This window comes from Mycolicibacterium boenickei, from assembly GCF_010731295.1.
Lineage (GTDB): Bacteria > Actinomycetota > Actinomycetes > Mycobacteriales > Mycobacteriaceae > Mycobacterium > Mycobacterium boenickei.
The window spans coordinates 1,376,442-1,402,370 of sequence record NZ_AP022579.1; the positions used below are offsets into that span (position 1 = coordinate 1,376,442).

27 protein-coding genes are annotated in these 25,929 nt (G+C 68.2%); 14 read left to right on the forward strand and 13 right to left on the reverse strand.

The genetic code is table 11. The features are described from left to right. Positions 1 to 169 precede the first annotated feature (169 nt). Genes G6N57_RS06410 through G6N57_RS06425 form a run of 4 tightly spaced genes read right to left on the reverse strand, consistent with a single transcriptional unit; the run spans position 170 to position 4,217 of the window. Complete coding sequence (locus G6N57_RS06410) at positions 170 to 427, reverse strand: HPr family phosphocarrier protein (RefSeq protein ID WP_029110534.1); 258 nt, start codon at positions 425 to 427, stop codon at positions 170 to 172. A 21-nt stretch (positions 428 to 448) separates the two neighbouring features. After that, positions 449 to 2,488, reverse strand: coding sequence for a PTS fructose transporter subunit IIABC (locus tag G6N57_RS06415; protein WP_077739756.1), 2,040 nt, complete (start codon positions 2,486 to 2,488; stop codon positions 449 to 451). After that, the gene (locus tag G6N57_RS06420) at positions 2,485 to 3,453 is read right to left on the reverse strand and encodes a 1-phosphofructokinase family hexose kinase (protein ID WP_077739757.1); all 969 of its coding nucleotides are present in this window, start codon (positions 3,451 to 3,453) and stop codon (positions 2,485 to 2,487) included. Before G6N57_RS06420 ends, G6N57_RS06415 begins: the two co-directional genes overlap by 4 nt. Then, positions 3,450 to 4,217: a DeoR/GlpR family DNA-binding transcription regulator gene (locus tag G6N57_RS06425; protein WP_077739758.1), complete on the reverse strand. Its 768-nt coding sequence runs from the start codon at positions 4,215 to 4,217 to the stop codon at positions 3,450 to 3,452. Before G6N57_RS06425 ends, G6N57_RS06420 begins: the two co-directional genes overlap by 4 nt. A gap of 102 nt (positions 4,218 to 4,319) precedes the next feature. On the opposite strand from G6N57_RS06425, the gene ptsP reads away from it, so the two are divergent. Both ptsP and G6N57_RS06435 read left to right on the forward strand, forming a co-directional pair. Next, positions 4,320 to 6,002: a phosphoenolpyruvate--protein phosphotransferase gene (ptsP, locus tag G6N57_RS06430; RefSeq protein ID WP_163646614.1), complete on the forward strand. Its 1,683-nt coding sequence runs from the start codon at positions 4,320 to 4,322 to the stop codon at positions 6,000 to 6,002. Positions 6,003 to 6,078: 76 nt separating this feature from the next. Beyond that, positions 6,079 to 7,053: a pirin family protein gene (locus G6N57_RS06435; RefSeq protein WP_077739759.1), complete on the forward strand. Its 975-nt coding sequence runs from the start codon at positions 6,079 to 6,081 to the stop codon at positions 7,051 to 7,053. 5 nt (positions 7,054 to 7,058) lie between these two features. Here G6N57_RS06435 and G6N57_RS06440 read toward each other — a convergent pair whose 3' ends face one another. Beyond that, a complete protein-coding gene (locus tag G6N57_RS06440; RefSeq protein ID WP_165777794.1) occupies positions 7,059 to 9,215 on the reverse strand; it encodes an FUSC family protein in 2,157 nt (718 codons plus the stop codon). 11 nt (positions 9,216 to 9,226) lie between these two features. Next, complete coding sequence (locus G6N57_RS06445; protein ID WP_077739760.1) at positions 9,227 to 9,802, reverse strand: TetR/AcrR family transcriptional regulator; 576 nt, start codon at positions 9,800 to 9,802, stop codon at positions 9,227 to 9,229. Positions 9,803 to 9,924: 122 nt separating this feature from the next. Between G6N57_RS06445 and G6N57_RS06450 the strand changes: the two genes are divergently transcribed. The 3 genes from G6N57_RS06450 (at position 9,925) to G6N57_RS06460 (ending at position 12,524) form a co-directional block, all read left to right on the forward strand. Beyond that, entirely contained in the window at positions 9,925 to 10,560 is a 636-nt protein-coding gene (locus G6N57_RS06450; RefSeq protein WP_077741797.1) for a TetR/AcrR family transcriptional regulator, read from the forward strand. Positions 10,561 to 10,632: 72 nt separating this feature from the next. Continuing rightward, on the forward strand, positions 10,633 to 11,595 hold the full coding sequence (locus tag G6N57_RS06455) for an SAM-dependent methyltransferase (RefSeq protein WP_077739761.1): 963 nt from the start codon (positions 10,633 to 10,635) through the stop codon (positions 11,593 to 11,595). Further along, positions 11,592 to 12,524, forward strand: a complete 933-nt coding sequence (locus G6N57_RS06460) for a class I SAM-dependent methyltransferase (protein WP_077739762.1) — start codon at positions 11,592 to 11,594, stop codon at positions 12,522 to 12,524. The genes G6N57_RS06455 and G6N57_RS06460 overlap by 4 nt, the downstream gene beginning before the upstream one ends. A gap of 67 nt (positions 12,525 to 12,591) precedes the next feature. Here G6N57_RS06460 and G6N57_RS06465 read toward each other — a convergent pair whose 3' ends face one another. Both G6N57_RS06465 and G6N57_RS31635 read right to left on the reverse strand, forming a co-directional pair. After that, on the reverse strand, positions 12,592 to 12,789 hold the full coding sequence (locus G6N57_RS06465; protein ID WP_036443800.1) for a hypothetical protein: 198 nt from the start codon (positions 12,787 to 12,789) through the stop codon (positions 12,592 to 12,594). A gap of 147 nt (positions 12,790 to 12,936) precedes the next feature. After that, on the reverse strand, positions 12,937 to 13,104 hold the full coding sequence (locus G6N57_RS31635) for a hypothetical protein (protein WP_097926318.1): 168 nt from the start codon (positions 13,102 to 13,104) through the stop codon (positions 12,937 to 12,939). Between the two features lie 190 nt (positions 13,105 to 13,294). On the opposite strand from G6N57_RS31635, the gene G6N57_RS06470 reads away from it, so the two are divergent. The 6 genes from G6N57_RS06470 to G6N57_RS06495 are packed head-to-tail and all read left to right on the forward strand — an operon-like array spanning position 13,295 to position 17,612. Then, positions 13,295 to 14,158 carry an SDR family oxidoreductase gene (locus G6N57_RS06470; RefSeq protein WP_065509720.1) on the forward strand — a complete coding sequence of 288 codons (864 nt, stop codon included), beginning with the start codon at positions 13,295 to 13,297 and terminating at the stop codon, positions 14,156 to 14,158. A gap of 5 nt (positions 14,159 to 14,163) precedes the next feature. Further along, positions 14,164 to 15,132 (forward strand): NADPH:quinone oxidoreductase family protein, encoded by a 969-nt coding sequence (locus G6N57_RS06475; protein ID WP_077739763.1) that lies wholly within the window; start codon positions 14,164 to 14,166, stop codon positions 15,130 to 15,132. Positions 15,133 to 15,163: 31 nt separating this feature from the next. Continuing rightward, positions 15,164 to 15,859 (forward strand): haloacid dehalogenase type II, encoded by a 696-nt coding sequence (locus tag G6N57_RS06480; protein WP_077739764.1) that lies wholly within the window; start codon positions 15,164 to 15,166, stop codon positions 15,857 to 15,859. A 9-nt stretch (positions 15,860 to 15,868) separates the two neighbouring features. Then, positions 15,869 to 16,603, forward strand: a complete 735-nt coding sequence (locus G6N57_RS06485) for a methyltransferase domain-containing protein (protein ID WP_077739765.1) — start codon at positions 15,869 to 15,871, stop codon at positions 16,601 to 16,603. Further along, on the forward strand, positions 16,600 to 17,088 hold the full coding sequence (locus tag G6N57_RS06490) for a DUF456 domain-containing protein (protein WP_077739766.1): 489 nt from the start codon (positions 16,600 to 16,602) through the stop codon (positions 17,086 to 17,088). The genes G6N57_RS06485 and G6N57_RS06490 overlap by 4 nt, the downstream gene beginning before the upstream one ends. Continuing rightward, entirely contained in the window at positions 17,085 to 17,612 is a 528-nt protein-coding gene (locus tag G6N57_RS06495; RefSeq protein WP_097926317.1) for a YceI family protein, read from the forward strand. The genes G6N57_RS06490 and G6N57_RS06495 overlap by 4 nt, the downstream gene beginning before the upstream one ends. 97 nt (positions 17,613 to 17,709) lie before the next feature. On the opposite strand, the gene G6N57_RS06500 is transcribed toward G6N57_RS06495, so the two are convergent. Together G6N57_RS06500 and G6N57_RS06505 are read right to left on the reverse strand one after the other, a co-directional pair. Next, positions 17,710 to 18,507 (reverse strand): tyrosine-protein phosphatase, encoded by a 798-nt coding sequence (locus G6N57_RS06500; RefSeq protein WP_077739767.1) that lies wholly within the window; start codon positions 18,505 to 18,507, stop codon positions 17,710 to 17,712. Continuing rightward, entirely contained in the window at positions 18,504 to 19,730 is a 1,227-nt protein-coding gene (locus G6N57_RS06505) for an acyl-CoA dehydrogenase family protein (RefSeq protein WP_162563927.1), read from the reverse strand. The genes G6N57_RS06500 and G6N57_RS06505 overlap by 4 nt, the downstream gene beginning before the upstream one ends. Positions 19,731 to 19,773: 43 nt before the next feature. Between G6N57_RS06505 and G6N57_RS06510 the strand changes: the two genes are divergently transcribed. Further along, entirely contained in the window at positions 19,774 to 20,259 is a 486-nt protein-coding gene (locus tag G6N57_RS06510; protein WP_077739769.1) for a nuclear transport factor 2 family protein, read from the forward strand. Here G6N57_RS06510 and G6N57_RS06515 read toward each other — a convergent pair. Beyond that, positions 20,205 to 21,452, reverse strand: coding sequence for an MFS transporter (locus G6N57_RS06515; RefSeq protein WP_234815870.1), 1,248 nt, complete (start codon positions 21,450 to 21,452; stop codon positions 20,205 to 20,207). The genes G6N57_RS06510 and G6N57_RS06515 overlap by 55 nt on opposite strands. Positions 21,453 to 21,498: 46 nt before the next feature. Continuing rightward, positions 21,499 to 22,380, reverse strand: coding sequence for a LysR family transcriptional regulator (locus G6N57_RS06520; protein WP_077739770.1), 882 nt, complete (start codon positions 22,378 to 22,380; stop codon positions 21,499 to 21,501). A 55-nt stretch (positions 22,381 to 22,435) separates the two neighbouring features. On the opposite strand from G6N57_RS06520, the gene G6N57_RS06525 reads away from it, so the two are divergent. Together G6N57_RS06525 and G6N57_RS06530 are read left to right on the forward strand one after the other, a co-directional pair. Beyond that, positions 22,436 to 23,074, forward strand: coding sequence for a response regulator (locus G6N57_RS06525; RefSeq protein WP_234815871.1), 639 nt, complete (start codon positions 22,436 to 22,438; stop codon positions 23,072 to 23,074). Between the two features lies 1 nt (position 23,075). Then, a complete protein-coding gene (locus G6N57_RS06530) occupies positions 23,076 to 24,242 on the forward strand; it encodes a sensor histidine kinase (RefSeq protein WP_077739772.1) in 1,167 nt (388 codons plus the stop codon). A 6-nt stretch (positions 24,243 to 24,248) separates the two neighbouring features. Here G6N57_RS06530 and G6N57_RS06535 read toward each other — a convergent pair whose 3' ends face one another. Then, complete coding sequence (locus tag G6N57_RS06535) at positions 24,249 to 25,871, reverse strand: LCP family protein (RefSeq protein ID WP_077741800.1); 1,623 nt, start codon at positions 25,869 to 25,871, stop codon at positions 24,249 to 24,251. Positions 25,872 to 25,929: the final 58 nt, after the last annotated feature.

The following is a 25,929-nucleotide window of genomic DNA, read 5'->3' on the forward strand; positions in this document are numbered from 1 at the left end:
AACAATATCCGGCCTGTTCAGAAACGCATCGTCTCACGTCAAGCCGTCCGGCTATTTGCACGCAGGCAATCATAAGGGTGCCCAGGTGAGGCTGATAACGCTTTGTGCCCGCGGTGAGTGTTGCACGCGGCAAGCAGGGGAGTGCTGACGGGCAGACTGCCCACGACTCCTACGCGTCCAGATCCTGCTCCACCAACCCCGCCACAGTGGCCAACGCGTCGGCGTCGTCGGATTCCACGGTTACCTGGGCTCCGTTGCCGGCCCCCAGCGTCATGATCATCAGGGCCGACCCGGCGTCGACGGGCTCGCCGCCATCCATGGACAGGGTGACCGGGACACCGGCGTTGACCACGGCCTCGGCGATGATCGCGGCGGGGCGGGCGTGCAGGCCGATGGCGGAACCGACGGTGACAGTCTTGCTGGGCATCGTTTCTCCTTTGGGTTGTGACTAGGTGGTGGCCAGCGCCGGCGTCTCCGGCGTGGTGACAGCTGGTTTGGCGAACTGCTTGGCTGTGATGACGGCCAGGGCGGCGACGACGGTGCCGGCCGCCAGGGCGACCAGGAACCACAGCAGGTTGCCGATCGCGAAGAACACGAAGATGCCGCCGTGCGGTGCTTTCAGCGTGACATCGAACGCCATGACCATGCCGCCGGTCACAGCGCCGCCGAGCATCATCGACGGGATCACCCGCAGCGGGTCCGCGGCGGCGAACGGGATGGCACCTTCGGAGATGAAGGACGCCCCGAGAAGCCATGCCGCGCGGCCGTTCTCACGCTCCGGTTCGGTGAACAGCCCCGGCCGCAGTGTCGACGCCAGCGCCATGGCAAGCGGTGGCACCATCCCGGCGGCCATCACGGCGGCCATGATCCGCAGGGTGGCGGGGTCGGCGACGTTGAGTCCTGCGGTGGCAAATGCGTACGCCGCCTTGTTGACCGGACCGCCGAGGTCGAAGCACATCATCAACCCGAGGATCACGCCGAGCACCACGACGGAGGTTCCGGTCATGCCGCTGAGCCAGTTGGTCAGGCCGGTGGTCAGCGCGGCCAGCGGACGCCCGAGCAGCAGGAACATCAGCAGGCCGACGATCAGCGAGGCGCCGAGGGGGATCACCACCACCGGCATCAGCCCCCGGAACCACTGCGGCACCTTGAAAGAACTGATCCACTGTGCGGCGAACCCGGCGATCAGGCCGCCGACGATACCGCCGATGAACCCGCCGCCCACGAAGACGGCGACGGCTCCGGCGGTGAAACCCGGTGCGATACCCGGCCGGTCGGCGATCGCAAAGGATATGTAGCCGGCGAGGGCGGGCACCAGGAACATGAAGGCCAGCCCGCCGAGCGTGAACAGCACCGCTCCGAGGTACTGCGTCAGCCCACCGGGCGGAAGGTCGGTCAGCGTGTTGGTGACGGCGATGTGGTGGCCCAGCGAGTTCATGCCGTAGGACAGTGGTTGCGCGCCGTCGGGGGTATTGCCGATGTCGTAGCCGGCGAACAGGAAGCCCAGCGCGATGAGCAGGCCGCCGGCCGCCACGAACGGGATCATGTAGCTCACACCGGTGAGCAGGATCTGCCGAATCCGCGTGCCCCAGCCGACGTCGCCCGATGGAGCTGACGCAGCGGTCGTCTCGGCTGAGCCGGTCACTCGCGGGGCATTGGGATCGCTTGCCGCACTGACGGCTTCGGAGATCATGGTGTCGGGCTCGTTGATGGCCCGTTTGACGCCCGAGGCGACGACGGGCTTGCCGGCGAAGCGTTGCTTGTCCTTGACGCCGACGTCGGTGGCGAAGATGACGGCATCTGCCGCGGCAATGGTGGCCGCTGACAGCGGAGTGCTGCCGGACGAGCCTTGGGTCTCGACGGTCAATGCCACGCCAGCGGTCTCGGCGGCCTGCTTGAGTGCGTCGGCCGCCATGTAGGTATGGGCGATGCCGGTGGGGCAGGCCGTGATCGCGACGATCGACACCGGCTCAGCAGCCGGTTCAGCGGCAGGCTCATCAGCTACCGTAGGAGCCGGAGCAGGAGCGGCAGGCGCGGGGTTCACCACACCGTCGACGAGCGTCACCACCTCGGAGTCGCTACCGGCGTCCCGGAGCGATGCCACGAAGTCCTTGCGGACCAGCGCCCGGGCCAGGCTGGACAGCAGCTTCATATGTTCGGCCCCACCGGATTCCGGTGCGGCGATGAGGAATACCAGATCGGCCGGGCCGTCGGGGGCGCCGAAGTCGACCTTCGGGGACAGCCGGGCGAAGCCGATCGTGGGCGTATCGACGTAGGGCGACCGGCAGTGCGGAATCGCGATGCCGCCGGGAAGTCCGGTGGCGGACTGGGCCTCGCGGGCCATCGCGGCGCCCACCAGGCCGTCGGTGTCGCTGGTGCGACCCGCCTCGGCGAGTGCGCCGACCAGACGCGTGATCACGGCTTCCTTGTCACCGCCCGCGTCGACATCGAGCAGGACCAGCCCGGGGGTGATGATCGGTTGAGTCATAGCGGCACCTTCAAGGAGTGGGTACGGACAGCGTCGAGGTCGAGTTGGGCCGGGCCGGGCAGGGCGGATCCGGGCAGCGCCGCCGCGGCGCTGCCGTACGCGACGGCCATCTGCAGTCGCTGTGGGGCGTCGGCACCGGCGACGACGGCGCGCAGGTATCCGGCCAAGGAGGAGTCACCTGCGCCGACGGTGCTGCGGGGCACGATCGGCGGCGGCGTCGCGAGCCAGGCCCCTGACTCATCGACCAGCACCGCGCCGGCAGCGCCGAGAGTGGCCAGCACGGCGCCGACGCCCCGCGCTACGAGAGCTCGGGAGGCGGCCACCACCGGCGCCATATCATCCTGGGCGGCAGCGTCTTCCAGATCGGCAGCCGGCACCCCGGCCAGGTCGGCGAGCTCCTCGGCGTTGGGCTTGATCAGGTCGGGCGCGGCCACTTCGAACGCGGCGGCCAGGGCGGCCAACGGTGCCTCGGAGGTATCGACGGCCACTCGGCAGTCGAGTGGTGCCAGCAGCGAGACCACCTGCGCGTACCAGTCGAGCGGCAATCCGGGCGGCAGCGACCCGGACAGCACCACCCACGACGCGTCCTGCGCCTTGGCCAGCACGCAGCGGGTCAGCGCCTCCAGTGCGTCGGCGTCCACCACAGCTCCGCGTTCGTTGAGTTTGGTTGTGGTGCCGTCGGATTCGGTGATGGCGAGGTTGGTGCGGACGGGCCCCGCGATGGGCACACCGGTGAACGGAACCGAAAGCGCGCGGAGCCCGCTCAGGAGGGGATCGGAGTCGGCGGCGGGCAGCACGGCCTCGGCGGCGACGTCGGCCAGGGTGAGCGCACGCGCGACGTTGATGCCCTTGCCGCCGGGTTCGACGGTGACGGAGTCGACGCGTTGCACCGCTCCGCGCGTCAACGGGGATGCCAAGGTGACGGTGCGGTCGAGGCTGGGGTTCGGGGTGACGGTGATGATCATGCGGTCACCACCTCGACGCCGTGCCCGGTGAGCAGTGCGCGGTCGTCGTCGGAGATCTCGCTGTCGGTGATCAGGGTGTCCACGCTGTCGATGGGGGCGAAGCTGACGAAGTCCTCTTCGCCGACCTTCGATGAGTCTGCGACCACCACAACGTAATTCGCTGCTTGCACCATGGCCCGCTTGACGGCTGCTTCCTCGGTGTCCGGGGTGGAGAGTCCGTGTCGCACGCTGAGGGCGTTGGTGCCGATGAACGCGATGTCCACTCGCAGGGTTTCGAGGACGCGCAGCACCTGCTCGCCGACCGCGGCCTGGGTGAGGCCGCGGACCCGGCCGCCGAGCAACTGCAGGGTGACGGTCGGCATGGTGGCGAGAAGTCCGGCGATGGGTACGGAGTTGGTCACCACGGTGAGGTCTCGATCCGTCGGGGTCTGGGCGGCGACGCGGGCGGTGGTCGTCCCCGCGTCGAGCAGGACGCTGGCACCGGTGAGGGGGAAGAAGTCGACGGCGGCCGCGGCGATGGCGTCTTTCTGCGCGGCACGGGTGGTGTCGCGTTCGCCGACGCCGGCTTCCACGAGGTGCAGCGTCCGGGCCGGTACGGCGCCGCCGTGTACGCGACGCACGACGCCGGCCTTGTCGAGCACCGCCAGATCGCGGCGGACGGTCTCGGTGGTGACGTCGTATGTCTGCGCCAGCTCGGCGACGGAGGCCCGGCCCCTGCTCATGACCAGCGCGGCGATGGCCTGCTGGCGCTCCTCGGCGTACATGAGCCTCCGTTTGTGTGGATTAGAGCCCGATCGAATGTTGATATCTGTTGTTTTACGCTTGGCTGTGTTGACTTGTCAACGCATTCTTGTAATCTGTCTCACATGGGCACTACATCGTCGGTTGCATCACCCACCGTTCTGCGTGGGGTTCCGGTGGTTCCGGGAGTGCAGTACGCACCTGTGATCCGGGTCAGCAGGTTGCCGGAGATCGAGGTACCTGCCGGCCTCATCGCCGAGGCGGACCGGCCGGCCGAGGCGGCGCGGTTCGGGGCGGCGGCGACGGAAGTCGCCACCCGGCTTCGGGATCGAGCCGCCCACGCGACCGGCGCCGCCTCCGAAGTTCTGGCCGCCACGGCGACACTGGCCCAGGACCGAGCCTGGCTGGGGGCCGCCGACAAGCGGATCGCCGCCGGAGCCCCGGCGGTTCGCGCCGTCACCGAGGCTGTCGACCAGTTCGTGGAGTTGTTCACGCAGCTTGGCGGGCTGATGGCTGAACGCGTCACCGACCTGCGGGATATCCGTGACCGCGTCATCGCCGAGCTGTCGGGGTTACCGGAGCCCGGTGTGCCGCTGCCGGACGTCCCGTCGATCCTGTGCGCCGAAGATCTCGCGCCGGCCGACACCGCGGGCCTGGACCCGCAGCTGGTGGTCGGGTTGGTCACCACGCTGGGCGGGCCGACCAGTCACACCGCGATCATCGCCCGCCAGCTCGGTATTCCCTGCGTGGTCGCGGTGAGCGGGCTCGGCTCCGTCCTCGCCGGTGCCATGGTCCTGCTCGACGGCACCGCGGGCACGGTCACCACCGACCCGGACCCCTCGGTCGCCGCGGCAGCCGTCGCCGCCGCCCAACGCGATGCCCTGGCAGTCCGGCAGTGGACCGGGCCAGGGGCGACGGCAGACGGTCACACCATCGCGATCCTGGCCAACGTGCAGGACGGCGCGGCCGCCAGGACGGCGCGGGAAACCCCGGCCGAAGGTGTCGGGCTGTTCCGGACAGAGCTGTGCTTCCTCAACCGGGACACCGAGCCGACCGTGGACGAGCAGGCCGCGATCTACGGGGAGGTGCTCGAGGCCTTCGCCGGGTCGAAGGTGGTGGTCCGCACCCTCGACGCGGGCTCGGACAAGCCGCTGAAGTTCGCGGGTCACCCCGAGGAGGCCAACCCGGCCCTCGGCGTGCGCGGCATCCGGATCGCCGAGGGTAATCCCGGCCTGCTGGATCATCAGCTCGCGGCGGTGGCGGCCGCGGCCAAGGCCAAGGGCAACCAGCCGTGGGTGATGGCGCCCATGATCGCCACCGCTGCCGAGGCGAAAAGCTTTGCCGCCAAGGCCCGCTCGCATGGGCTCACCCCGGGGGTGATGATCGAGGTGCCCGCCGCGGCCCTGTTGGCCGACAAGATTCTGGAGCACGTCGACTTTTTGTCGATCGGCACCAACGATCTCGCGCAGTACACGATGGCCGCCGACCGGATGTCGGCAGACCTGGCCGCCCTGACCGATCCGTGGCAGCCCGCGGTGCTCGCCCTGGTGGGGTTGGCGGCGCGGGCCGGAGCGGCGGCGGGCAAGCCGGTGGGCGTGTGCGGCGAGGCCGCGGCCGATCCGCTGCTGGCCGCCGTGTTGGTGGGCCTGGGGGTGACGTCGTTGTCGATGGCGCCCGCGGCGATCGCTGCCGTGGGCGCGCGGGTCGCGCAGGTGACGCTGCAGCAGTGTCGCGCCGCTGCCGAGGCGGTCCTGGATACGGCGTCGGCTGCCGAGGCGCGCGAGGCCGCGCAGGCGGCCCTCGCCTGACCGTCGAGCACCTGGGGGAATAATCGGACCGTAGTCCGGTTATAGCTGTCATCAGACTACAAATTGGAGGTAGGAGATGCCAGCCATCACCGCAGACACCTTGACCCTGCCCCGTATCGCGGCAGCTCAGGCGTCGGACACCGAACGCCCGGTCCGCTCCATCACGACCGGTCCGCGTGGGTACGAAGGCGAGGGATTCCCCGTCGTTCGCGCATTCGGTGGAGTCAGCGCCGCAGACCTCGACCCCTTCGTCCACATGGACCAGATGGGTGAGGTGGAGTACCAGCCCGGCGAGCCGCGGGGCACCGATTGGCACCCGCACCGCGGGTTCGAAACCGTCACCTACATGATCGACGGTCGCTTCGCCCACCAGGATTCCCACGGCGGCGGCGGCCTGATCACCGACGGTGCCACCCAGTGGATGACTGCCGGATCCGGCATTCTGCACATCGAGACCCCGCCGGCCGAACTGGTCGAGAGCGGCGGCACCTTCCACGGCATCCAGCTGTGGGTGAACCTGCCCAAGAAGGACAAGTTCGCGACGCCGCGTTACCAGGCCATCGAGGGTCCCGACGCCAAGCTGCTGTCTTCCCAGGACGGTGGCGCTCTGGTCCGGATCATCGCCGGCGAGATTGACGGCGCGCAGGGCCCGGGTGCGACGCACACCCCGATCACCATGGCGCACGCCACGATCGAACCGGGTGCGCAGCTCAACCTGCCGTGGAACCGCGACTTCAACGCACTGGTGTACGTACTGAGCGGGCGCGGCAGCGTCGGTCCGGTAGCCCACCCGATCCATCAGGGTCAGCTCGCAGTGCTGGGCCCCGGCGACCGGATCACCGTGTCGGCCGAGGGAACTCAGGACTCGAACCGTCCCGCGATGGAGGTTCTGTTGCTGGGCGGCAAGCCGATCCGGGAACCGGTTTTCCACTACGGCCCGTTCGTGATGAACTCGAAGTCCGAGCTCATCCAGGCGTTGGAGGACTACCAGGCGGGCAAGTTCGGCCAGATCCCGCCGAATGCGCTGATGCCGCACCGGCCCTTGAGCTGACCGGCCTAACCCACCGACTCGGCGGGCTGCGGGTACAACAACTCCAGCTCGCCGAGATGCGCTGCAGCCGTCACCAACGGCAGGGCCGCCGAAACGGCAAGCTCCGTTCCGGCGGCTTCGGCGCGCAACGACACCACGAAGCTCTCGCCGATCGGCACCAGCACCGCTGCCGCGTCGGCTCCGGTGAGCCGCGAGCAGATGGCCGCGGCGTGTTCCTCGATCACTTCGCGGGTGCGGGGGTAGACGCCCAGCGGCGGGGGCACGACGTCGGCGATCAGCTCGGCTGCGGCGCGCACCCGGTTGGCCCGGTTGGCCGCGCGTACCACCGGCGCGCGTTGATCGGAGGGCCCGCCGTTCTCCGAAAGATATTGGCGGACAGCATCATCCAGTGTTCGGGAGGCCGACAGTGCGTCGTGGCTGAGTGCGATGACGCGGTCGGTGGCCTGTTCGGAGGCGCCTCGGGTGACGCGCAGTACGGCCGACTTGAGGAATTGCGCTCCCATCAGCCGGGCCTGATCGATGGCCTTCGACACCGACGCCGTCGCCCCCCGCGGCCACAGCAGTAGCGACACCACGATCCCGACCACCGCGCCGACCACGACGTCCTCGACCCGGACCAGTCCCACCCGCCAGCCGGTCGGCACGATCAGGTTGAAGTTGATCAGCACCATCATGGTGAACGCGGCCTGCCCGGCGATGAACGAGCCGACCTCGGGCACATACGCCGATCCGAATGCCACGAGCGGCAACAGAATCCACAACACCACGGGGTCCACCCCGACGAACTCGATGAGCACCGCGCCCAGCACGAATCCGATCGCGGTGCCGGCCACCGCCCGCAGCACTCGAGTCCCGGTGGTCAGCGCGCTACTGCGCAACACCGACATGGCGCCCAGCACCACCCAGAATCCGTGCTGGACCGGGAACACGTGTGTGACGGCCACCGCCACGGCCAAACCCAGCCCGGTGCGCAGGCTGTTGCGCAACACCACCGCCCGGGTCGCCACCAGGCCCTTGGCGATGGCCGCGACCGCGACGGCCTCCGGCATCACCCAGTCCGCGGCGCCGGTCTCGGGTAGCCGCCGGCCCAGCACCCGGGCCCACACCGGGCGGGCGTCCGCCAGTGCGGCGTTGCCGATCACCCGTCCGGTGACCGCGATGGTGGCCGAGATGGTGCGGCGGACCAGCAGGCCGCGACCGAGTTCGACGGCGTCCGTGTCGTCGGCGGTACCCAGGATCTGGGTGATGTCGTCGCGATAACTGCCCTGGGCCACGGTGCGCTGCTCGGCCAGTGCCGCACGGAGATCGGCTCCGCGCGCGGCCCGTTCGGCCCGATCGTGGATACGCAGCAGCGCGGCGCTGTCGCGCAGTACCCGCACCGCGGGGTCGCGCATCGCACCGAGCAGTTCCCCGGTGTCGTCGGTGACCTGGTCGCAGATCCAGCCGAGGTCGTCGACGACGCGCACCAGGGCCCGGCTGCCTGCACTGAGGGCGACGGGCCGGTAGTCGGCGCCCAGGAAGCTCTCGTACAGCTTGTTCATCGCACGGGTGACGTCGCGGGCCGAGGCCTGGCCTTCGAGCCGGTCGGCGAGTAGCCGGCACACCCGCGCCGAGTAGCGGCGCAATTCGTCGTGGTGTTTGGGCCGGAACAGGAACAGCGCGGCAGGCACGCAGATCACGAGCGCGATCAGCCAGCCCAGGAGGCGGTCGGGGATCGGGCCGACGGGCGTGCACAGCGGCAGCACGAACAGCAGCAGGGTGGCCCGCTGCCCGGCGGCGACGACCTCGCTGAGCACCCCGGAGAACGACACCACAACGCCGACGACGAACATCGCCGCGACGCTCCACCACGGGTACGGGGCCAGCAGTGTGCCCAGCACGATCAATATGGCGCCGTTGACGGCCAGGCCGCCGTACGCGACGGCTCGGGCCGGTCGGTTGCCGGGGAAATCCGCGGTGATGAGCAGGGACACCGCGCCGAAGATCGCGAACAGCGGGGTCTGGGAGTCGCCGCCCACGGCGAAGCCGACGGCAGCGGCGATCGGCAGGACGATGGCGGCCCGCAGGGCGCGGCGCAGCGCGTCGTATTCGGGGTCCCTGGCGCGCAACGTGTCACGCAGACGTTCAGCTGCCCGGCGCCAGATCTCGGCCGGGGTCAGCATGATCGCCGATGTTAGACCGGTTGGTCCGTTCCGGCGGGCGGAGTGAAGCTGCCCGATTCCAGCGCGTCGCGCATCTGGGTGGTGATCCACTGCAGGGCCTCGACGTCGCGCGGCAGCGTGCTCTGTTCGAAACCGACGATGAGGTACACGCCCCAGGCCGCGAAGTACCGGGCGTTGCGTTCGTCGCCGATGAGCTCGAGGGCGGACTCGTAGAGGATGTCGAAGCGCAGCTGATCGACCACGGCCTGCACTTCGTAGACGTCGGCGTCGAGCGAGCTCCACACCCGGATCGCCGCCTCGGCGCCGTAGGGCAGGTCCAGGGTCTCGCCGATCAGGGTCTCGATGCGGTGGTGTGGGTCGTGGTCGGCGCGGACCGCCTCGACCACCCGCAGGGTGCGCGCCTCACGCCAGTGTGCGATCAGTTCCCGTGTGTAGGACGCCCAGTTGGGGAAGTAGTGATAGAACGACCCGGTTGTCACGCCCAGCCGGTTGCACACCTCCGCGAGTTTGAGCCCGCCGTATCCGCGATCGGACAACACGTCCAGACCGGTTTCGAAGTAGGCCTCCCGCGAAACTCCCCCTGCCATGGGGCACCACGCTAGTCGTCACTGAATTTTGGGCGTGGTGGGGCTTTGCTGGTCAGCCGCATATAACGCACACAAACATGACGGCATCGGGACTCTCAGGTGACGTGTGGCACAATTTGAGTGTGGCCCACACAGCGAGCCGAGGACCGGGACGGCCTCCTGCAGCAAAGGCGGCGGAGACTCGTGAACGCATCGTGCGTGCTGCCCGTGAAGTTTTTAGCGAACTTGGCTACGACGCAGCTACATTCCAGGCGATCGCGATCCGCGCCGATCTCACGCGCCCAGCAATCAATCATTACTTCAGCAGCAAACGTGTTCTTTACCGCGACGTGGTCGAGCAGACCAATGCGAAGGTGATCGCCGCAGGCATTGCCAAAGCGCGGGAAGCCACGACCCTGCTGAACCGAATATCGGCGTTCTTCGCCGCGGCGATGGATGCCGAATCGACTGACCGGTCTGCGGCGGCATTCCTCGTGACTTCGGTGCTTGAAGCGCAACGACATCCCGAACTGATCTCCGAGGAGCACGACGCGCTGCGGAGCTCGCGGGAGTTCGTCAGGTGGGCGGTCGACGAGGCCATCCAGCGCGGCGAGCTCAGCACCGACACCGACATCCCGGCGATCGTGGAGATGCTGGTCGCGGTGATGTGGGGGATGGGCTTTTACGCCGGTTACGTGGGGCATCGTGACGATGTGGCCGTCATCGTGGACAAGTTCGAACTCTTGATGGCGAACAAGCTCTGGCAGCTGCGCGACTGACGCGTCGGCACCGTGAGGTGCCCCACATCACCGTATAGCCTGGCTAAGTTCTTCGGTAGCATTGCTTGGCAAATGACTGATCTGAGCGATGTGCGGCCGGGTCGGGCCGAGGGCGACAGTTGGGACGTCACCGAGAGCGTCGGGGCCACCGCGCTCGCGGTTGCTGCCGCCCGCGCCGCCGAGACCGCACAACCCGATTCCCTGATCCGCGACGAGTTCGCCTTCCTGCTGGTGGCAGCGGCCGGTCCGGCCTGGGCGCAGTTGGCCGGCAGCGAACCGCACTGGATCGGTGACAACCCGGATGCCCACCGCATCCACGTCATGGCCCGCAACTACCAGGCCGTGCGCACCCATTACTTCGACGACTACTTCACCGACGTCACGCACGACGGCATCCGTCAAGTCGTCATCCTGGCCGCCGGCTTGGACTCGCGGGCATTCCGGCTCGACTGGCCGGCCGGCACCACGGTGTACGAGATCGATCAGCCCAAGGTGCTGGAGTACAAGACCGAGACGTTGCAGGCGCACGGGGCCGTCGCCCGGGCGGAGCACGTGCCCGTGCCGATCGACTTGCGCGAGGACTGGCCGGCCGCCTTGATCGACGCCGGATTCGACCCGGCCCAACCCACGGCGTGGCTGGCCGAAGGCCTGCTGCCGTATCTGCCCGCCGACGCCCAGGATCGGCTGTTCGAGCTCATCGGCGCCCACAGCGCACCCGGCAGCCGCCTGGCCGTCGAGGATTTCGCCATGGACCCGGCCCGCTACACGCCCGAGAAGCGCGCGGCGCGCCGCGCCCGGGGCGAGCACATGCGGACCTCGCTGGGCCTGGACATCGATGCGGACGCGCTCATGTACACCGACGACGAGCGGGCCGATGCCGCCCAATGGCTGGCCGCCCACGGCTGGGATGTCGACGCGGTGGACAGCACCGACGAGATGGCCCGGTTGGGCCGGGCCGCCGACGTCGACGAACTGGCCGAACTCGGCTTGGACAGCGTGCTGCTGCGCGCCCGATTGGATGGAGAATCCCGATGAGCTCACTGCGCAGCCATGACGACACCTGGGACATCGCCACCAGCGTGGGCTCGACCGCGGTCATGGTGGCCGCCGCCCGGGCCGGAGAGACCGGGCGCGAGAACCCGTTGATCCGCGATCCGTACGCGGCGATCTTGGTCGCCGGCGCCGGAACGGGCTTCTGGGAGACGCTGCTGGATCAGGATGTCGCCGCCAAGATCGCCGAGGTAGACGGCGAGGCCGCCAAGATTTTCGAGCACATGGGCAGCTACCAGGCGGTGCGCACGCATTTCTTCGACGCATACTTCACAAAGGCCGCGGAGGCGGGCATCCGTCAGATCGTCATCCTGGCCTCGGGCTTGGATTCCCGGGCCTACCGGTTGGAGTGGCCGGCCGGGACCACGGTGTACGAGATCGACCAGCCCAAGGTGCTGGAGTACAAGGCCGAGACGTTGGCCGCCCACGGTGCACAGCCGTCGTCGCAGCGGCGCGAAGTGGCCGTCGATCTGCGTCAGGATTGGCCCAAGGCGTTGCGGGAAGCGGGTTTTGACGATGGGCAGCCGACGGCGTGGCTGGCCGAGGGCCTGCTGATGTACCTGCCTGCCGACGCCCAGGACCGACTGTTCGAGCTCGTTACGGAACTGTCGGCGCCGGGTAGCCGGATCGCCGCCGAGACAGCTGGGGTGACGGCGAGCGAGCGGCGGGAGGAGATGCGTGAGCGCTTCGAACGGTTCGCGGCGCAGTTCAACATGGAGCAGGCACTCAACATCCAGGACCTGATCTACGAGGACCCGGACCGCGCCGATGTCGCCGAGTGGCTGGGCGCCCGCGGTTGGCGGTCCGAGGGTGTGCACTCACTCGACGAGATGCGCCGGCTGGGGCGCTATGTCGAGCTGGACCATGACGACACCCGTGCGTTCTCCACGTTTGTCACGGCCGAGAAGCTCTGAGTCCGCTCTGACATAAACGTAAGGGGCGCCCCGATTGCGGGGCGCCCCTTACGTTTTTCTCTGCCGGTCAGCGGTTCGACATCGCGTTGGTGCGATTCACGTTGGTGTGCTTGACGGTGGTATCGACCTGGGGAACAGTCGCCTTCTGATGCATCTGGTGCACCCAGAGGTGGTGGTCGACCCCGGCCGATGCGGGCGCGGACAGGCCCACGAGGGCAGTGGCCACTCCGCTGACGAGCAATGCGGGAACTCCGAACTTCTTCATTGATATCTATCCTTTTTGTGAAACACTCCGCCCTAGATCAACCGATTGACCTTGGCGTTTAGTCCTATAAAACGGTCGCGGGTGCGGTGACAGTGGTCACCACACCCGTTTCGGGGCATCCGAACTTGCCTGTCAGCGGCAGGGGCCTCAGTGGCTCTGGTGCACAGTGGTGTCGACGTGCGGCACGGTCACGTGCGGGCCGATCTGATTCAGCCAATCGTGATGGGACACATCGGCCGAAGCCGGACCGGCCAGGCCGACGACTGCAGCGGCCAGCGCGCTGGCGACGACGGCGGTGAAACCTAACTTCTTCATTCTTCTATCCCTCTTCGGTATCGCTTTCCTGATTGATTCAACTAAAGCGATACTGGAATGATTCCAAATTAAACGCCCGGAAGCCGTGATGGTGCTCACTCGCCGACCCGGTGCGCCGACCCCGAGGCAGCCGCCGTATACAGGAGGGGAGCTGAGCCGTTTCGCGGCCCGTTATCGAGGAGGAATCCCCATGCCAGGAGTGCAGGATCGCGTTGTCGTCGTCACCGGAGCCGGTGGAGGTCTGGGCCGTGAATACGCCCTGACGCTGGCCCGCGAGGGCGCCAGCGTCGTCGTCAACGACCTGGGCGGCGCCCGCGACGGTACCGGCGCCGGCCACAACATGGCCGACGAGGTGGTCAACGAGATCAAGGCCGCCGGCGGACGCGCAGTCGCCAACTACGACAGCGTCGCCGAGCCCGAGGGCGCCGCCAACATCATCAAGACCGCCATCGACGAGTTCGGCAAGGTCGACGGCGTGGTGTCCAACGCGGGCATCCTGCGCGACGGCACCTTCCACAAGATGACCTTCGAGCAGTGGGATGCGGTGCTCAAGGTGCACCTCTACGGCGGCTACAACGTCATCCGCGCCGCCTGGCCGCACTTCCGCGAGCAGAGCTTCGGCCGCGTCGTCGTCGCCACCTCCACCAGCGGCCTGTTCGGCAACTTCGGTCAGGCCAACTACGGTGCCGCCAAGCTCGGCCTGGTCGGTCTGATCAACACGCTGGCCCAGGAAGGCGCCAAGTACAACATCAAGACCAACGCGGTCGCCCCGATCGCGGCCACCCGCATGACCCAGGACATCCTGCCGCCCGAGGTGTTCGAGAAGCTCACCCCCGAGTACGTCGCCCCGGTCGTGGCCTACCTGATGACCGAGGAACTGCCCGACACCGACTCGGTGTTCATCGTCGGCGGCGGCAAGGTGCAGCGCACCGCGCTGTTCCAGAACGACGGCATCACCTTCAGCGAGGTGCCCTCGGTCGACGACATCGCCGCCAAGTGGGGCGAGATCACCGATCTGTCCGCTGCCCAGCAGGCCAGCTTCAAGCTGGGCTAGAACTGGTGAAAGCGCTTGTAGCGCAGGCACTTACCGGTACCGCCGGGCTGGCGTACGTCGACGTCGACGACCCCGTGTCCTCCGACATGGTGGTCATCGACGTCGGCGCCGCAGGCGTCTGCTTCCCCGATCTGCTGTTGCTGCGCGGTGAGTACCAGCTGCGGCTGGAACCGCCGTTCACGCCAGGCATGGAGGTGGCCGGAACGGTGCGCTCGGCACCCGAGGGCTCGGGGTTCACCCCGGGCCAGCGGGTGTCCGCCATGACCATGCTGGGCGGGTACGCCGAGCAGGTGATGGCCCTGCCTGCCAACGTGATCCCCACCGCCGACGGTCTCGACGACGGCCAGGCGGCGTCACTGCTCGGCAATTACTACACGATGCAGTTCGCGCTGGCTCGTCGCGGCGGACTGGTGGCAGGGGAGACCGTCCTGGTGCTCGGTTCGGCGGGCGGCATCGGCGTCGCGTCGATCCAGTTGGCCAAAGCCATGGGCGCCAAGGTGATTGCCATGGTGCACCGGTCCGGGGCCGAGGAGTTCGTATCGTCGCTCGGGGCCGACGTGGTGTTGCCGCTAGCCGATGGCTGGCGTGAGGCCGTCATGGAAGCCACCGGCGGCCAGGGTGTCGACCTGGTGGTGGACCCGATCGGCGGCGAAGCCTTCGACGACGCGATCCGGGTGATGGCCCCCGAGGGCCGGCTGCTGGTGATCGGATTCGCCGCGGGCGCCGGGATCCCGACGGTCAAGGTGAACCGGCTGCTGCTGCGCAACGTCAGCGTGGTCGGTGTCGGCTGGGGCGAGTTCGTGCGGCGCCACCCGGCGGCCCAGGTACAGGTCGGGGCTGAACTGAACAAGTTGGTGGCCGACGGGCTGCGTCCGCCCGCACCGGTGCGGTTCCCGTTGTCGGAGGGCGCGGCCGCACTCGATGCGTTGGCCAATGGGCAGGTGCGCGGGAAGCTCGTTCTGGAGCCCGGCTGATGAGCGCTTGCGCGAAGAACATCGAGCCCAGATGAAAGCCCTGGCCTTCGATGTGTTCGGGACCGTCGTCGACTGGCGGTCCAGCATCATCGGCGAGCTGGAAGCCTTCGGCAAAAGCCACGGGCTGCAACGGGATTGGCCGGCCTTCGCCGACAGCTGGCGGGCCGGCTATGCCCCGGCGATGGATCGGGTGCGCCGCGGTGAGCTGCCGTGGACCAGGATCGACGATCTGCATCGCGCGATCCTGGTCGACCTGCTCGGCACCGCGGGCATCCCGGCCGGGGACACCGAGATCGACCACCTCAACCGAGCGTGGCACCGGCTGGACCCGTGGCCCGACTCGGTGGCCGGGCTGACCCGGCTGAAGCAGCGCTACGTCATCACCACGCTGTCCAACGGCAACGTCTCGCTGTTGACCAACATGGCCAAACATGCCGGGCTGCCGTGGGACTGCGTGATCTCGGCCGAGCTGTTCCGGCATTACAAGCCCGACCCCGAGGCGTACCTCGGTTGCGCCGAGTTGCTCGACGTCGCTCCCGCGGAGCTGACGCTGGTCGCGGCCCATCCCTCGGACCTGCGGGCCGCCCGTGCGGCCGGGCTCGGGACCGCGTACGTGGCCCGGCCTCTGGAGTACGGGCCGGATCGCGCCCCGCACGACGTCGCGTCCGACAGCTTCGACATCGTCGCGACGGATTTTGTCGACCTCGCCGACCAACTCGGTGCGTAGCGTAGAGGTGTGGACACCGCATCGAGTGGAGCACTGCGCAAGGCACTTGATCTCCTGATCGATCCGCCGGCCGAGCCGGACGTCGGCAAGGGATACCTCGATCTCTTGGGCGAGGGCAGTGACGCCCCCAAGAACGCGGGCTTCATCCAGAAGGTATGGGCGTCGCCGGTCGGGTCGATGCTCTACGACAACGCCCAGGCTCTCGGTCGCAAGGTGATGACGGCGTGGCAGGAGCCCACCGAATGGCTGGACATCCCACCCGGCGGCCTCGCGCTCGACGTCGGCAGCGGCCCGGGCAACGTGACGGCCGCGCTGGCTCGGTCGGCCGGGCTGGACGGATTCGCGTTCGGTGTGGATATCTCGGAGCCGATGCTGGCGCGCGCGGTCGAGGCCGAAGCGAGCCGGCAGGTCGGATTCTTGCGCGCCGACGCCCAGAAACTCCCGTTCCGGGACGGCGTCTTCGACGCGGTGACGTCAATCGCGGTGTTGCAGTTGATCCCCGACGCCGAGGCGGCGTTGGCGGAGATGGTGCGGGTGCTGCGACCCGGCGGACGCATCGCGGTCATGGTGCCCACCGCGACGACTCGCGGGCCGGCCAAGCTGCTGTCGAAGGGCGGCGCGCGCTTCTTCTCCGAGGATGAGCTCGCCGACCGGTTCGAGGGGTTGGGTCTGGAGCGGGTGCGGTCCAAGACCATGGGCACCATGCAGTGGGTGCGCGGGCAGAAACGTTTGAGCACGCCGTGAGCACGTGGGGCGTCGTTCTCGTCGCGCTCGTCATCGCCATCGGCCTTGTCGGCATCGTGCTGCCCGTCCTGCCCGGTGGCGGTTTCCTGGTGTTCGCCGCGATCGCGGTGTGGGCGGTCGTCGAGCACACCACCGTCGCGTGGGTGACGCTCGGTGTCGCGGCAGTGTTCTTCGTGACCGCCGAGGTGATCAAGTACGTGTGGCCGGTCCGGCGCATGCGGGCCGCAGAGGTGGGCATCTGGAGTCTGGTGGCCGGTGGTGTGCTCGGCCTGATCGGCTTCTTCGTCATCCCGGTGATCGGGTTGGTGATCGGTTTCGTGGCCGGTGTGTACCTGGCGGAGTTGTCCGCACGTCGCGACTATCGGCGGGCCTGGACGTCAACTGTGCACGCGCTCAAGGGTGTTGCGCTGTCGGTCGGTGTCGAGCTGACCGGGGCGCTGCTGGCGACCATCGCCTGGGTGACCGGCCTGGTGATCGCGTCGTGACGGCCTGGACCCTGGGCCCCGATTCGGGTGAGCTGCTGTTGCGCACCGGTGTGACGGGCAGCGCGTCACGCATGGGTCATCGGCTGACCATCGCGATGCGTTCGTGGCACGCGACGGTCGAATGGGACGGCGAATCACCGTCGGCGGTGGAAGTGACGGTCGACCTGGATTCGTTCGACGTGCTGCGCGGCGAGGGCGGCATGACGCCGTTGACGGGTGCGGAAAAGGGTCTGATCCGATCCAACGCGTTGAAGACACTGCGCGCGAAGAAGTTTCCGCAGGCTCGTTTCCGGTCCACCTCGATGTCGCGCTCCGGTGCCGGCGTACGCATCGTCGGCGTTCTCGAACTCGCCGGCCACTCCGGTGAGCAGAACGTCGAGGTCGAGGTGTCCGACGAGTCCGTCCTCGGCACGGCCGTGGTGCGACACAGCGATTTCGGGCTCAAGCAGTACTCGATGCTGATGGGTGCGATGAAGGTGACCGACGAGGTGGCGGTGAGTCTGGCCGCCGCCCGCCCGGCCTGACCGGCGCGCGGCGGTGTCCGTTGACCTTGACACCACGCACACCGCTACCCGTAAAAGTGCAGCGTCAGCTCAAAGTCAACATGGAGCTGGGCGTGTCCTACCCGACCAGGCCGGCCCGCAGCGCCGCGAGTTCGTCTGCCGTCACCCCGGCCGCCTCGAAGAAACCGCCCACCGAGCCGTACGCCTCGTCGAGTTTCTTCCACGCGGCGGCGAGGTATTCCTCGCGCACACCGAGCACCTCGTCGGTCAACCGCGCCTCGGCGAAGGTGATCATCTCCGGAGCTTCCTGTGCCCGGGCCCGCACCGATTCCATGATCCGGTTTCGCAGGGACGGGATCGCGCCGTTGCTGGCCAGGAAATCCTCGAAGATGCGGTCGCGGTCGACGCCCACGGACTCCAGCACCGTGGCCACGGTGAAACCGGTCCGGTCCTTGCCGGCGAAGCAGTGCGCGAGAACCGGACGTTCCTGTCCCAGAAGTGAAATCACCTCACGCACCGCGCTGTGCGCACCCGGCAGCGTCGGGAACTCCTCGTACACCTCGGTCATGTACCGGCGCGCCGCGGTGGCGATGTCCTCGCCCTCGGCGGATTCCGACATCACCCGCTGGAAGGTGCTTTCGTGCGGCGCGTCGTTCGACGGGTCGTCGGGGTGGAACGGCAGCAGGTGAACCGCCACACCGTCGGGTACCTGCCCGGTGCCTTGTCGCTGCACTTCCTGGTGTGAGCGCAGATCGGCGACGTCGGTGATGCCGAGCCGGCGGAATACCGCCCGGCCGTCATCCGAGAGCTGGCTGAGCTGGCTCGAGCGGTAGAGGAGCCCCGGACGGATTGCGGTGATCTCGGCGACGTCGCGAAAGTTCCACGCCCCCGACAGTTCTCCCAGTTCGACGGTCACTGCGCGATCACCGCCGCCAGAGGCGATTTCTCGCGGCCCAGTTCGGCACGGGCGATGGTGCGCATGTGGACCTCGTCGGGTCCGTCGAACAGGCGCATCGCGCGGTGCCATGCGTAGAGCCGGGCCAGCGGGACATCGTCGCTGACTCCGGCGGCGCCGTGCACCTGGATGGCCCGGTCGATGACGTTGCAGGCGATCTGCGGGGCCACCGACTTGATCTGGGACACCAGCACGTGGGCGGCCTTGTTGCCTTCCTGATCGATGGTCCAGGCAGCCTTCTCACACAACAGACGGGCCTGGTCGATCTCGTTGCGGGACTTGGCAATCGACTCCCGCACCACACCCTGTTCGGCCAGCGGCTTACCGAATGCCACGCGCTTCTGCACCCGGTCGATCATCAGGGCCAGGGCACGCTCGGCGGCCCCGAGAGCGCGCATGCAGTGATGGATTCGGCCCGGCCCCAACCGGGCCTGCGCGATGGCGAAACCAGAGCCCTCTTCGTGCAGCAGGTTCTCGGCCGGCACCCGGACGTTGTCGAACACGATCTCGCAGTGCCCGTGCTGGTCCTGCCAGCCGAACACCGGCAGCGAGCGCTGGATGTCGACGCCAGGGGTGTCGACGGGCACCAGGATCATCGACTGCTGGGCGTGCGACGCGGCGTCGGGATTGGTGCGGCCCATCACGATCAGGATCTTGCAGCGCGGATCGGCCGCGCCGGTGATCCACCACTTGCGGCCGTTGATCACATAGTCGGCTCCGTCGCGCAGCATCGTGGTCTCGATGTTGCGGGCGTCCGACGACGCCACGGCGGGTTCGGTCATGGCGAAGGCGCTGCGGATTTCACCGTTGAGCAGCGGATCGAGCCACTGCTTGCGCTGCGCCTCGTTCGCGAACAGGTGCAGGGTCTCCATGTTCCCGGTGTCGGGGGCCGCACAGTTGAGCGCCTCGGGAGCGATCTCCATGCTCCACCCGGACAGCTCGGCCAGCGGCGCGTACTCCAGGTTGGTCAGGCCGGACTCCGAGGGCAGGAAGAGGTTCCACAGGCCCTGCTCGCGCGCCTTGACCTTGAGCTCCTCGACCACCGGCGGCACCGTGTGGTCCTTGGGGCCCTTCTCCTCGCGATAGGCGTGATATGAGGCCTCGGCCGGCAGCACGTGCTCGGTCATGAAGTCGGTCAACCGGGAGTGGTAATCAGCCGCTTTGGCCGACATCGCGAAGTCCATGCCAGCCACGATAGCCACATGGTTAAACAGGTAGAAAGGTGGCATGTCTGGAACGCCGCCCCCCATCCCGCCCGACGCTCGCCCGCCTTTCCCGCCCTTCACTCTGGAAACAGCGCTCCAGAAGGTTCAAGCCGCCGAGGATGCCTGGAACACCCGCGACCCGGAGCGGGTCAGCCTGGCCTATACGCCGGACTCGCAGTGGCGCAATCGCGACCTGCACATCGTCGGACGGGAACAGATCGTGGAGTTCCTGACCGCGAAATGGGAGCGCGAGCTGGACTACGTACTGCGCAAGAGCTTGTGGGGGTTCCGGGAGAACCGGATGGCGGTGCGGTTCCAGTACGAATGGCATGACGCGCAAGGCCAGTGGTACCGCAGCTACGGAAACGAGCTGTGGCAATTCACGCCTGAGGGGTTGATGGCCCGCAGGGAGGCCAGCATCAACGACGTCCTCATCGAGGAGTCGCAGCGGCGCTACTTCGGTCCGCGCCCGGAGTCGGAGTACGGCCGGGACATCGAGCTCTGGTAGTTGGGGCTGAGCGTGCAGGCCAGCACCCCGGCCAGGACGGCCAGGCCCATCACGGTGCCGGCCACGGCCGGCCAGCCCTCGGCATCGAACGCCAGCCCTCCGGCCCAGCCGATGACGCTGGAACCCGCGTAGTAGAAGAGGTTGTACAGCGAGGACGCCTGCGCCTTGCCGTCACCGGCCGCGGCGCCGACCCAGCCCGAGGCGATCGCATGCGCACCGAAGAACCCGGCGGTGGCGATCACCAGCCCGATCAGCACCACGATGACGTTGCCGGCCAGCGTGATCGCGACGCCGGCGATCATCGTGGCGATCGAGCCGAGCAGCACGGTCTTGCGGCCGAACCGGGTGGCCTCGGCGCCGGCGCGGGCCGAGGCCCAGGTACCCGACAGATAGGCCAGGAACACCAGGCTGACCACGGTCTGCGGCAGGCCGAACGGTGCGGCCATCAGCCGGAACCCGAGGAAGTTGTACATCGCCACGAACCCGCCCATGAGCAGGAAGCCCTGGCTGTAGAGCACGAGTTGACGCGGTGAGCGCAGGTTCTCGGCCAGCCGCCGGGCCAGGTTGTGGGTGCGGGTCGGGGTGAACCCGCGCGCCGGTGGGGCGAGTTTGACGAATGCGAACGCCGACAGTCCGCAGAGCACCGCGACCACCAGCACGCCGACGCGCCAACCGGCGAACTCGGCGATGGGTCCGGTGACCAGGCGTCCCGCCAGCCCGCCGATCGTGGTGCCCGCGACGTAGGTGCCCGCCGCGCGGGCAGCATGACCGGCCTCGATCTCCTCGGTGAGGTAGGCGATGGCCACCGCGGGCACACCACCCAGCATCAGCCCTTCGATCAGCCGGCCGGACAACAGCAGCGGGGCGGTCGGTGCCAGCGGCACGATCAGCCCGAGAACCGTTGCGGCGGTGATGGATATCGTCATCGCCTGGACCCGGCCGATCCGGTCGGCCAGGGCCGACCACGGGATGACGCCCAGCGCCAGGCCCACGGTCGCGGCCGAAATCGTCAGTGCGGCATGGGCGGCGCCGGTGCCCATGTCGCGGGCGATCAGCGGGAGTACGGCCTGGGGTGAGTACAGCTGTGCGAATGTCGCGACACCGGCGCAGAACAACGCGGCCAGCAGGCGGCGGTACTCACTGGACCCACGTGAATGCCCCTGCCAGTCGACGGAAGTCAGGGAAGTGGACACTCAGACGACGGTAGGACGTCAGCAAAGATGTGTCCAATGCATGAGTTTAGTCAATGTCATGCGCATTAAGCATGACAAATTCGGCGAACCGCGCCGCGGCGGGCGGCAGCTGACGGTCCGTGTGCCAGGTGAGGCCGATCTGGCGCTTGGCCGAACTCTCCGACAACGGGATGTACGCGGCACCGGGCTCAGCCCGTTCGGGTCGCGGCACCGGCACGACCGCAACCCCGAAACCCGCGGCCACCAGCCCTTCCATGGTCGGGATCTCCATGGCCTCGAACACCACCGGCGGTGAGATGCCTGCCTCGGCCCACAGTTCGTCGGTGAGCTGGCGTAACCCGAAATCGGGCGCCAGTGCGACGAAGGACTCGGCACCGGCGTCGGCCAGCCGGATCCGGGACCGCCGGGCGAACCGATGCTCGCGCGGCACCGCCAGGCACAACCGTTCCATGTACAGTCCGCGCCAGCGAAAGCCGTCCGGACGCGGTGAGGTGATCGCGAGGTCGGCCTCACCGTTGGCCAGCCGTTCGACGATGTGATGAGCAGCGCCCTGAAACAGCTCGAAGCGCACCAACGGCGCCTCGGCACGGAACCTTCGCAACAGATCCGGCACGAACCAGCCGGCCTGCGAATGCAGGAACGCCAACCGCACCGTGCCGGTATCCGGGTCACGGAGCTCTGCGATTCGCTCTGTGGCCGAACGGATTTCAGCGATGCTGCGGCGGGCGTGCTCCAGCAGGATGTGCCCGTAGGCGTTGAGCCGCAGCCGACGGTTGACCCGGTCGAACAGCGGCACCCCCACCTGTTCCTCCAGCCGGGCCAGTGCCCGCGACAGGGTGGGCTGGCTGATGCCGAGTTCGGCTGCGGCGTCGGTGACATGCTCGGTTTCGGCAAGCACCACGAACCACTGCAGCTCGTCCAGATGCATACTGCCGACTCTAAACGCGCTGATCACCGACCCGCGCTGTGCCATGCTGAGGCGCATGGCCGAAAAGGTGCGGGTGGTGGTGGGCGATGACCACCCGATGTTCCGCGAAGGTGTGGTGCGGGCCTTGACCTCGAGCGGTGAGATCGACGTGGTGGCCGAAGCCGACAACGGCGCCGACGCACTGGAATTGATCCGGACCCACCGGCCGCAGGTGGCCCTGCTGGATTACCGGATGCCACAGCTCGACGGCGCCGAGGTGGCCGCCGCGGTGAGCCGCGACGAGCTGCCCACGCGGGTGTTGCTGGTTTCCGCTCATGACGAGTCGGCGATCGTCTACACCGCACTGCAGCAGGGGGCGGCCGGTTTCCTGTCCAAGGAGTCCACCCGCAGTGAGCTGGTGAACGCCGTGCTGTCGTGTGCCAAGGGCCGCGACGTGCTCGATCCCAACTTGGCGGCCGGACTGGCCGGTGAGATCCGTCGCCGCAACGAACCCGATGTGCCGGTGCTCAGCCCGCGCGAACGCGAGGTGCTCGACCTGATCGCCAAGGGCCGTTCGATCCCGGCGATGGCCAAGGAGCTGTTCCTTGCCCCGTCCACGGTGAAGACCCACGTGCAGCGCCTGTACGAAAAGTTGGGTGTGAGCGATCGGGGCGCGGCAGTCGCCGAGGCGATGCGTCGCCGGCTGCTGGACTGACATGTCGAGCGGGCGCGTCGTCGAGTTCTTCACCACTCAGCCCGTGCGGGTCTCGGCGGTGCTGCGGCTACCGCTGATCGGCCTGATCGTGCTGCTGGTCTCGGTGTGGGACGTCGACCACTGGTTGCCCGTGCTGTACGCGGTGATCCTGAGCGTGTATGCCGCCGTGGCGGTGCTGTGGTTGGTGGTCGTGTTCCGCGGGCCCATGCCGCCGTGGGCCGAATGGGCCTCCACCGCAGTCGATGTGCTGGTGCTGGTCGCCCTGTGCGCGGTGTCGGGCGGTGCCACCGCGGCGCTGCTGCCGGTGTTCTTCCTGTTGCCCATATCCGTTGCGTTCCAGGATCGTCCGTGGCTGACGGCGCTGCTCGGCGCCAGCACCGCACTGGGCTACCTGGCGGTGTGGATCCTCTATTCCGAGCGCGATGACAACGTCGGCCTGCCCGACATCGTGTACATGCACGTGGGATTCCTGGCGTGGCTCGCGGTGGCGTCGGCCGCGTTGTCGTTCGTGCTGGCGCGGCGTTCGGCAAGGGTGCGCTCGCTGATGGAGGTCCGGCGCCAGCTGGTGTCGGAATCGACCCGGGCCGACCATCTGCGCAATGCCGAGCTGGCCGAACATCTTCACGACGGACCGCTGCAGACCCTGCTGGCCGCGCGGCTGGACCTCGACGAGATCCGCGAACGCATCTCCGACCCGGGACTGGACCGGGTCCATGCGGCCCTGCAGGACACCGCGGTCGAGTTGCGCTCGACGGTGACCGCTCTGCATCCGCAGGTGCTGGCCCAGCTGGGGCTCACCCCGGCGGTGCGGGAACTGTTGCGCCAGTACGAGACCAGGCCCGACATCACGGTGCGAGCGGATCTGGAAGACGTCGGGCACCCCGAAGGCCAGGCGCTGCTGTACCGCGCGGCCCGTGAGCTGCTGTCCAACATCAACAAACATGCCGGAGCGAGCACGATTTCGGTCGGGTTGCACCCCTCTGGCGAGCGCGTCGTGCTGACCGTGGCCGACGACGGCAGGGGATTCGACCCGTCGTCGGTGGCCCAGTCGGTCGCCGAGGGGCACATCGGGCTGGCCTCGCTGCAGGTCCGTATCGAGGCCATGGGCGGCTCGATGGCGATCTCGTCGGAGGCCGGATTCGGCACGCAGGTCCGGGTCACGCTGTAGCGTCAGCTATTTCACGCAGGGCACACCGGAAACCTTCATCTGGCTCAGGTCGGTCGGTGCCGCGGACTTCGTGCCGGTTGCGGTCGCGGCCACGGTGGTCACCGGTGTGCTGGCGGTGGTTTCCTCCGTCGTCTCGCTGCTGGAGTCCCACGTCGAATCCGAGGCGGAGTCCGATGAACCCTCCGAGGACGACTCGGTCGAACCGGTCAGGTACTCGTCGCCGGGGAAGTCCGTGCCGAGCGTGAGTTGCACGGTCCCGGCCGCCACCTCGGACGACGGGGTGGCGATCACGCCCAACTTGTCGGCCAGCGATTGAGCCGCGGCCTCGGCGCCGGTCCCGTAGTCGATCGTGCTGACCGCAGCCAGAGATTCCGCGTCGCCGATCTGCCCCGGGGTGAATCCGTTTGCGGAGAAGGTGGTTTCGAGCTGCGCGGCCAGCCCGGAGTAGGTGGAGGCATTGACCACGTCGAGCACCGCGCCGTGGCCTTCGAGGACGTGGGTCGGCGCCGCCGGGGCATTGGTGTTGCTGCCCGGTTCGGCGACCAGGTCGTGCACGATGGCCCGGATGGTCGGGATGTCGACGATGTTGATGTCCTCGCCCAGCGAGTTCTGCCCGAATTCCTTGATGGGCAACGTGTACAGGGTGGGTGGCGCGCCGGTCAGTGCCGAGGCCCGGCTGGCGAAGCTGGCGAGGTCGAACCCGGAATCCAGCGCGACGTTCTGTTTGGTGACGTTGAGCAGGTCGCGCAGCATGGTGGGACTGGACAGGGCGCCGCTCTTCCCGAGCGCCGATACCAGTGCGGCGATGAAGGCCTGCTGGCGGCGGGTGCGGTCGAGGTCGGTGAAGTTCTCATCGTTGATGTCGCGGCGCTGACGGACGAAGGCCATCGCCTGCGCGGCGTCGATCTGCTGGACACCCTGGTGGAAGTCGGCACCGGAGTACGGGTCGGCGGTATCGGCGTTGAGGCACACCGTGATCGGCGCCACAGCTTTGGCGATCTGGAAGAACGCCCCGAGGGTGACCTCCACGAAATGGTCGATCGGAATGCCGAGCAGGTTGCGTACCGTGGCGATCTGGGCCCGCCGACCGGCCTCACGGGCCTGCTGTTCGTTCAGCGCGGTGTTTTCGGAGCTGGCCTCCAGCGATTCCATTTCGCGCTGGTACGCCCAGCCGTAGGCCTGCTTGACCTTGCCCTTGCACGGCTTGACGTCGCAGCCGGCCAGCTCGACGTAGTCGTCACGCGGGATCGAGAAGGCGGTCGCCGGGCCACCGTTTCCGGGTAGGTGCACCACGATCAGAACGTTGGCGTTGTAGCCGCCCACGGTCTCGTCACCGGCGTGCAGCGCTTCATAGACATCCTGGGGCAGTGGGTTGCCGTGTTGGTCCAGCCTGCTGTCCAACCCCATGATCAGGATGTTCTCGGTGTCCCCGGACGAGACCGGGCCGCCTTCCAGCGCGTTGGACGTGGTGATGCCGTCCAGCGCGCCGTGGTAGGACACCCAGCCGGCGCCCGTTCCGGCCAGCACCGTTGCCGCAACCAGGCCGACGGATACCCGGCGGGCCACCTGCACACCACGGCGCGGCATACGGTGCCGGGCGGTGCTCGCGGCGTGGGTGGGTGCATTCATGGCACCTGCCATTATGGGGTCGTTCGCTGAGACTCCGCCCACCGGGGAAAACGGCTGG

Coding starts and splice junctions, on each gene's coding strand:
- G6N57_RS06410 (WP_029110534.1), bottom strand. CDS start 427: ATGCCCAGCAAGACTGTCACCGTCGGTTCCGCCATCGGCCTGCACGCC.
- G6N57_RS06415 (WP_077739756.1), bottom strand. CDS start 2,488: ATGACTCAACCGATCATCACCCCCGGGCTGGTCCTGCTCGATGTCGAC.
- G6N57_RS06420 (WP_077739757.1), bottom strand. CDS start 3,453: ATGATCATCACCGTCACCCCGAACCCCAGCCTCGACCGCACCGTCACC.
- G6N57_RS06425 (WP_077739758.1), bottom strand. CDS start 4,217: ATGTACGCCGAGGAGCGCCAGCAGGCCATCGCCGCGCTGGTCATGAGC.
- ptsP (WP_163646614.1), top strand. CDS start 4,320: ATGGGCACTACATCGTCGGTTGCATCACCCACCGTTCTGCGTGGGGTT.
- G6N57_RS06435 (WP_077739759.1), top strand. CDS start 6,079: ATGCCAGCCATCACCGCAGACACCTTGACCCTGCCCCGTATCGCGGCA.
- G6N57_RS06440 (WP_165777794.1), bottom strand. CDS start 9,215: ATGCTGACCCCGGCCGAGATCTGGCGCCGGGCAGCTGAACGTCTGCGT.
- G6N57_RS06445 (WP_077739760.1), bottom strand. CDS start 9,802: ATGGCAGGGGGAGTTTCGCGGGAGGCCTACTTCGAAACCGGTCTGGAC.
- G6N57_RS06455 (WP_077739761.1), top strand. CDS start 10,633: ATGACTGATCTGAGCGATGTGCGGCCGGGTCGGGCCGAGGGCGACAGT.
- G6N57_RS06460 (WP_077739762.1), top strand. CDS start 11,592: ATGAGCTCACTGCGCAGCCATGACGACACCTGGGACATCGCCACCAGC.
- G6N57_RS06465 (WP_036443800.1), bottom strand. CDS start 12,789: ATGAAGAAGTTCGGAGTTCCCGCATTGCTCGTCAGCGGAGTGGCCACT.
- G6N57_RS31635 (WP_097926318.1), bottom strand. CDS start 13,104: ATGAAGAAGTTAGGTTTCACCGCCGTCGTCGCCAGCGCGCTGGCCGCT.
- G6N57_RS06470 (WP_065509720.1), top strand. CDS start 13,295: ATGCCAGGAGTGCAGGATCGCGTTGTCGTCGTCACCGGAGCCGGTGGA.
- G6N57_RS06480 (WP_077739764.1), top strand. CDS start 15,164: ATGAAAGCCCTGGCCTTCGATGTGTTCGGGACCGTCGTCGACTGGCGG.
- G6N57_RS06505 (WP_162563927.1), bottom strand. CDS start 19,730: ATGGACTTCGCGATGTCGGCCAAAGCGGCTGATTACCACTCCCGGTTG.
- G6N57_RS06510 (WP_077739769.1), top strand. CDS start 19,774: ATGTCTGGAACGCCGCCCCCCATCCCGCCCGACGCTCGCCCGCCTTTC.
- G6N57_RS06520 (WP_077739770.1), bottom strand. CDS start 22,380: ATGCATCTGGACGAGCTGCAGTGGTTCGTGGTGCTTGCCGAAACCGAG.
- G6N57_RS06525 (WP_234815871.1), top strand. CDS start 22,436: ATGGCCGAAAAGGTGCGGGTGGTGGTGGGCGATGACCACCCGATGTTC.
- G6N57_RS06530 (WP_077739772.1), top strand. CDS start 23,076: ATGTCGAGCGGGCGCGTCGTCGAGTTCTTCACCACTCAGCCCGTGCGG.
- G6N57_RS06535 (WP_077741800.1), bottom strand. CDS start 25,871: ATGAATGCACCCACCCACGCCGCGAGCACCGCCCGGCACCGTATGCCG.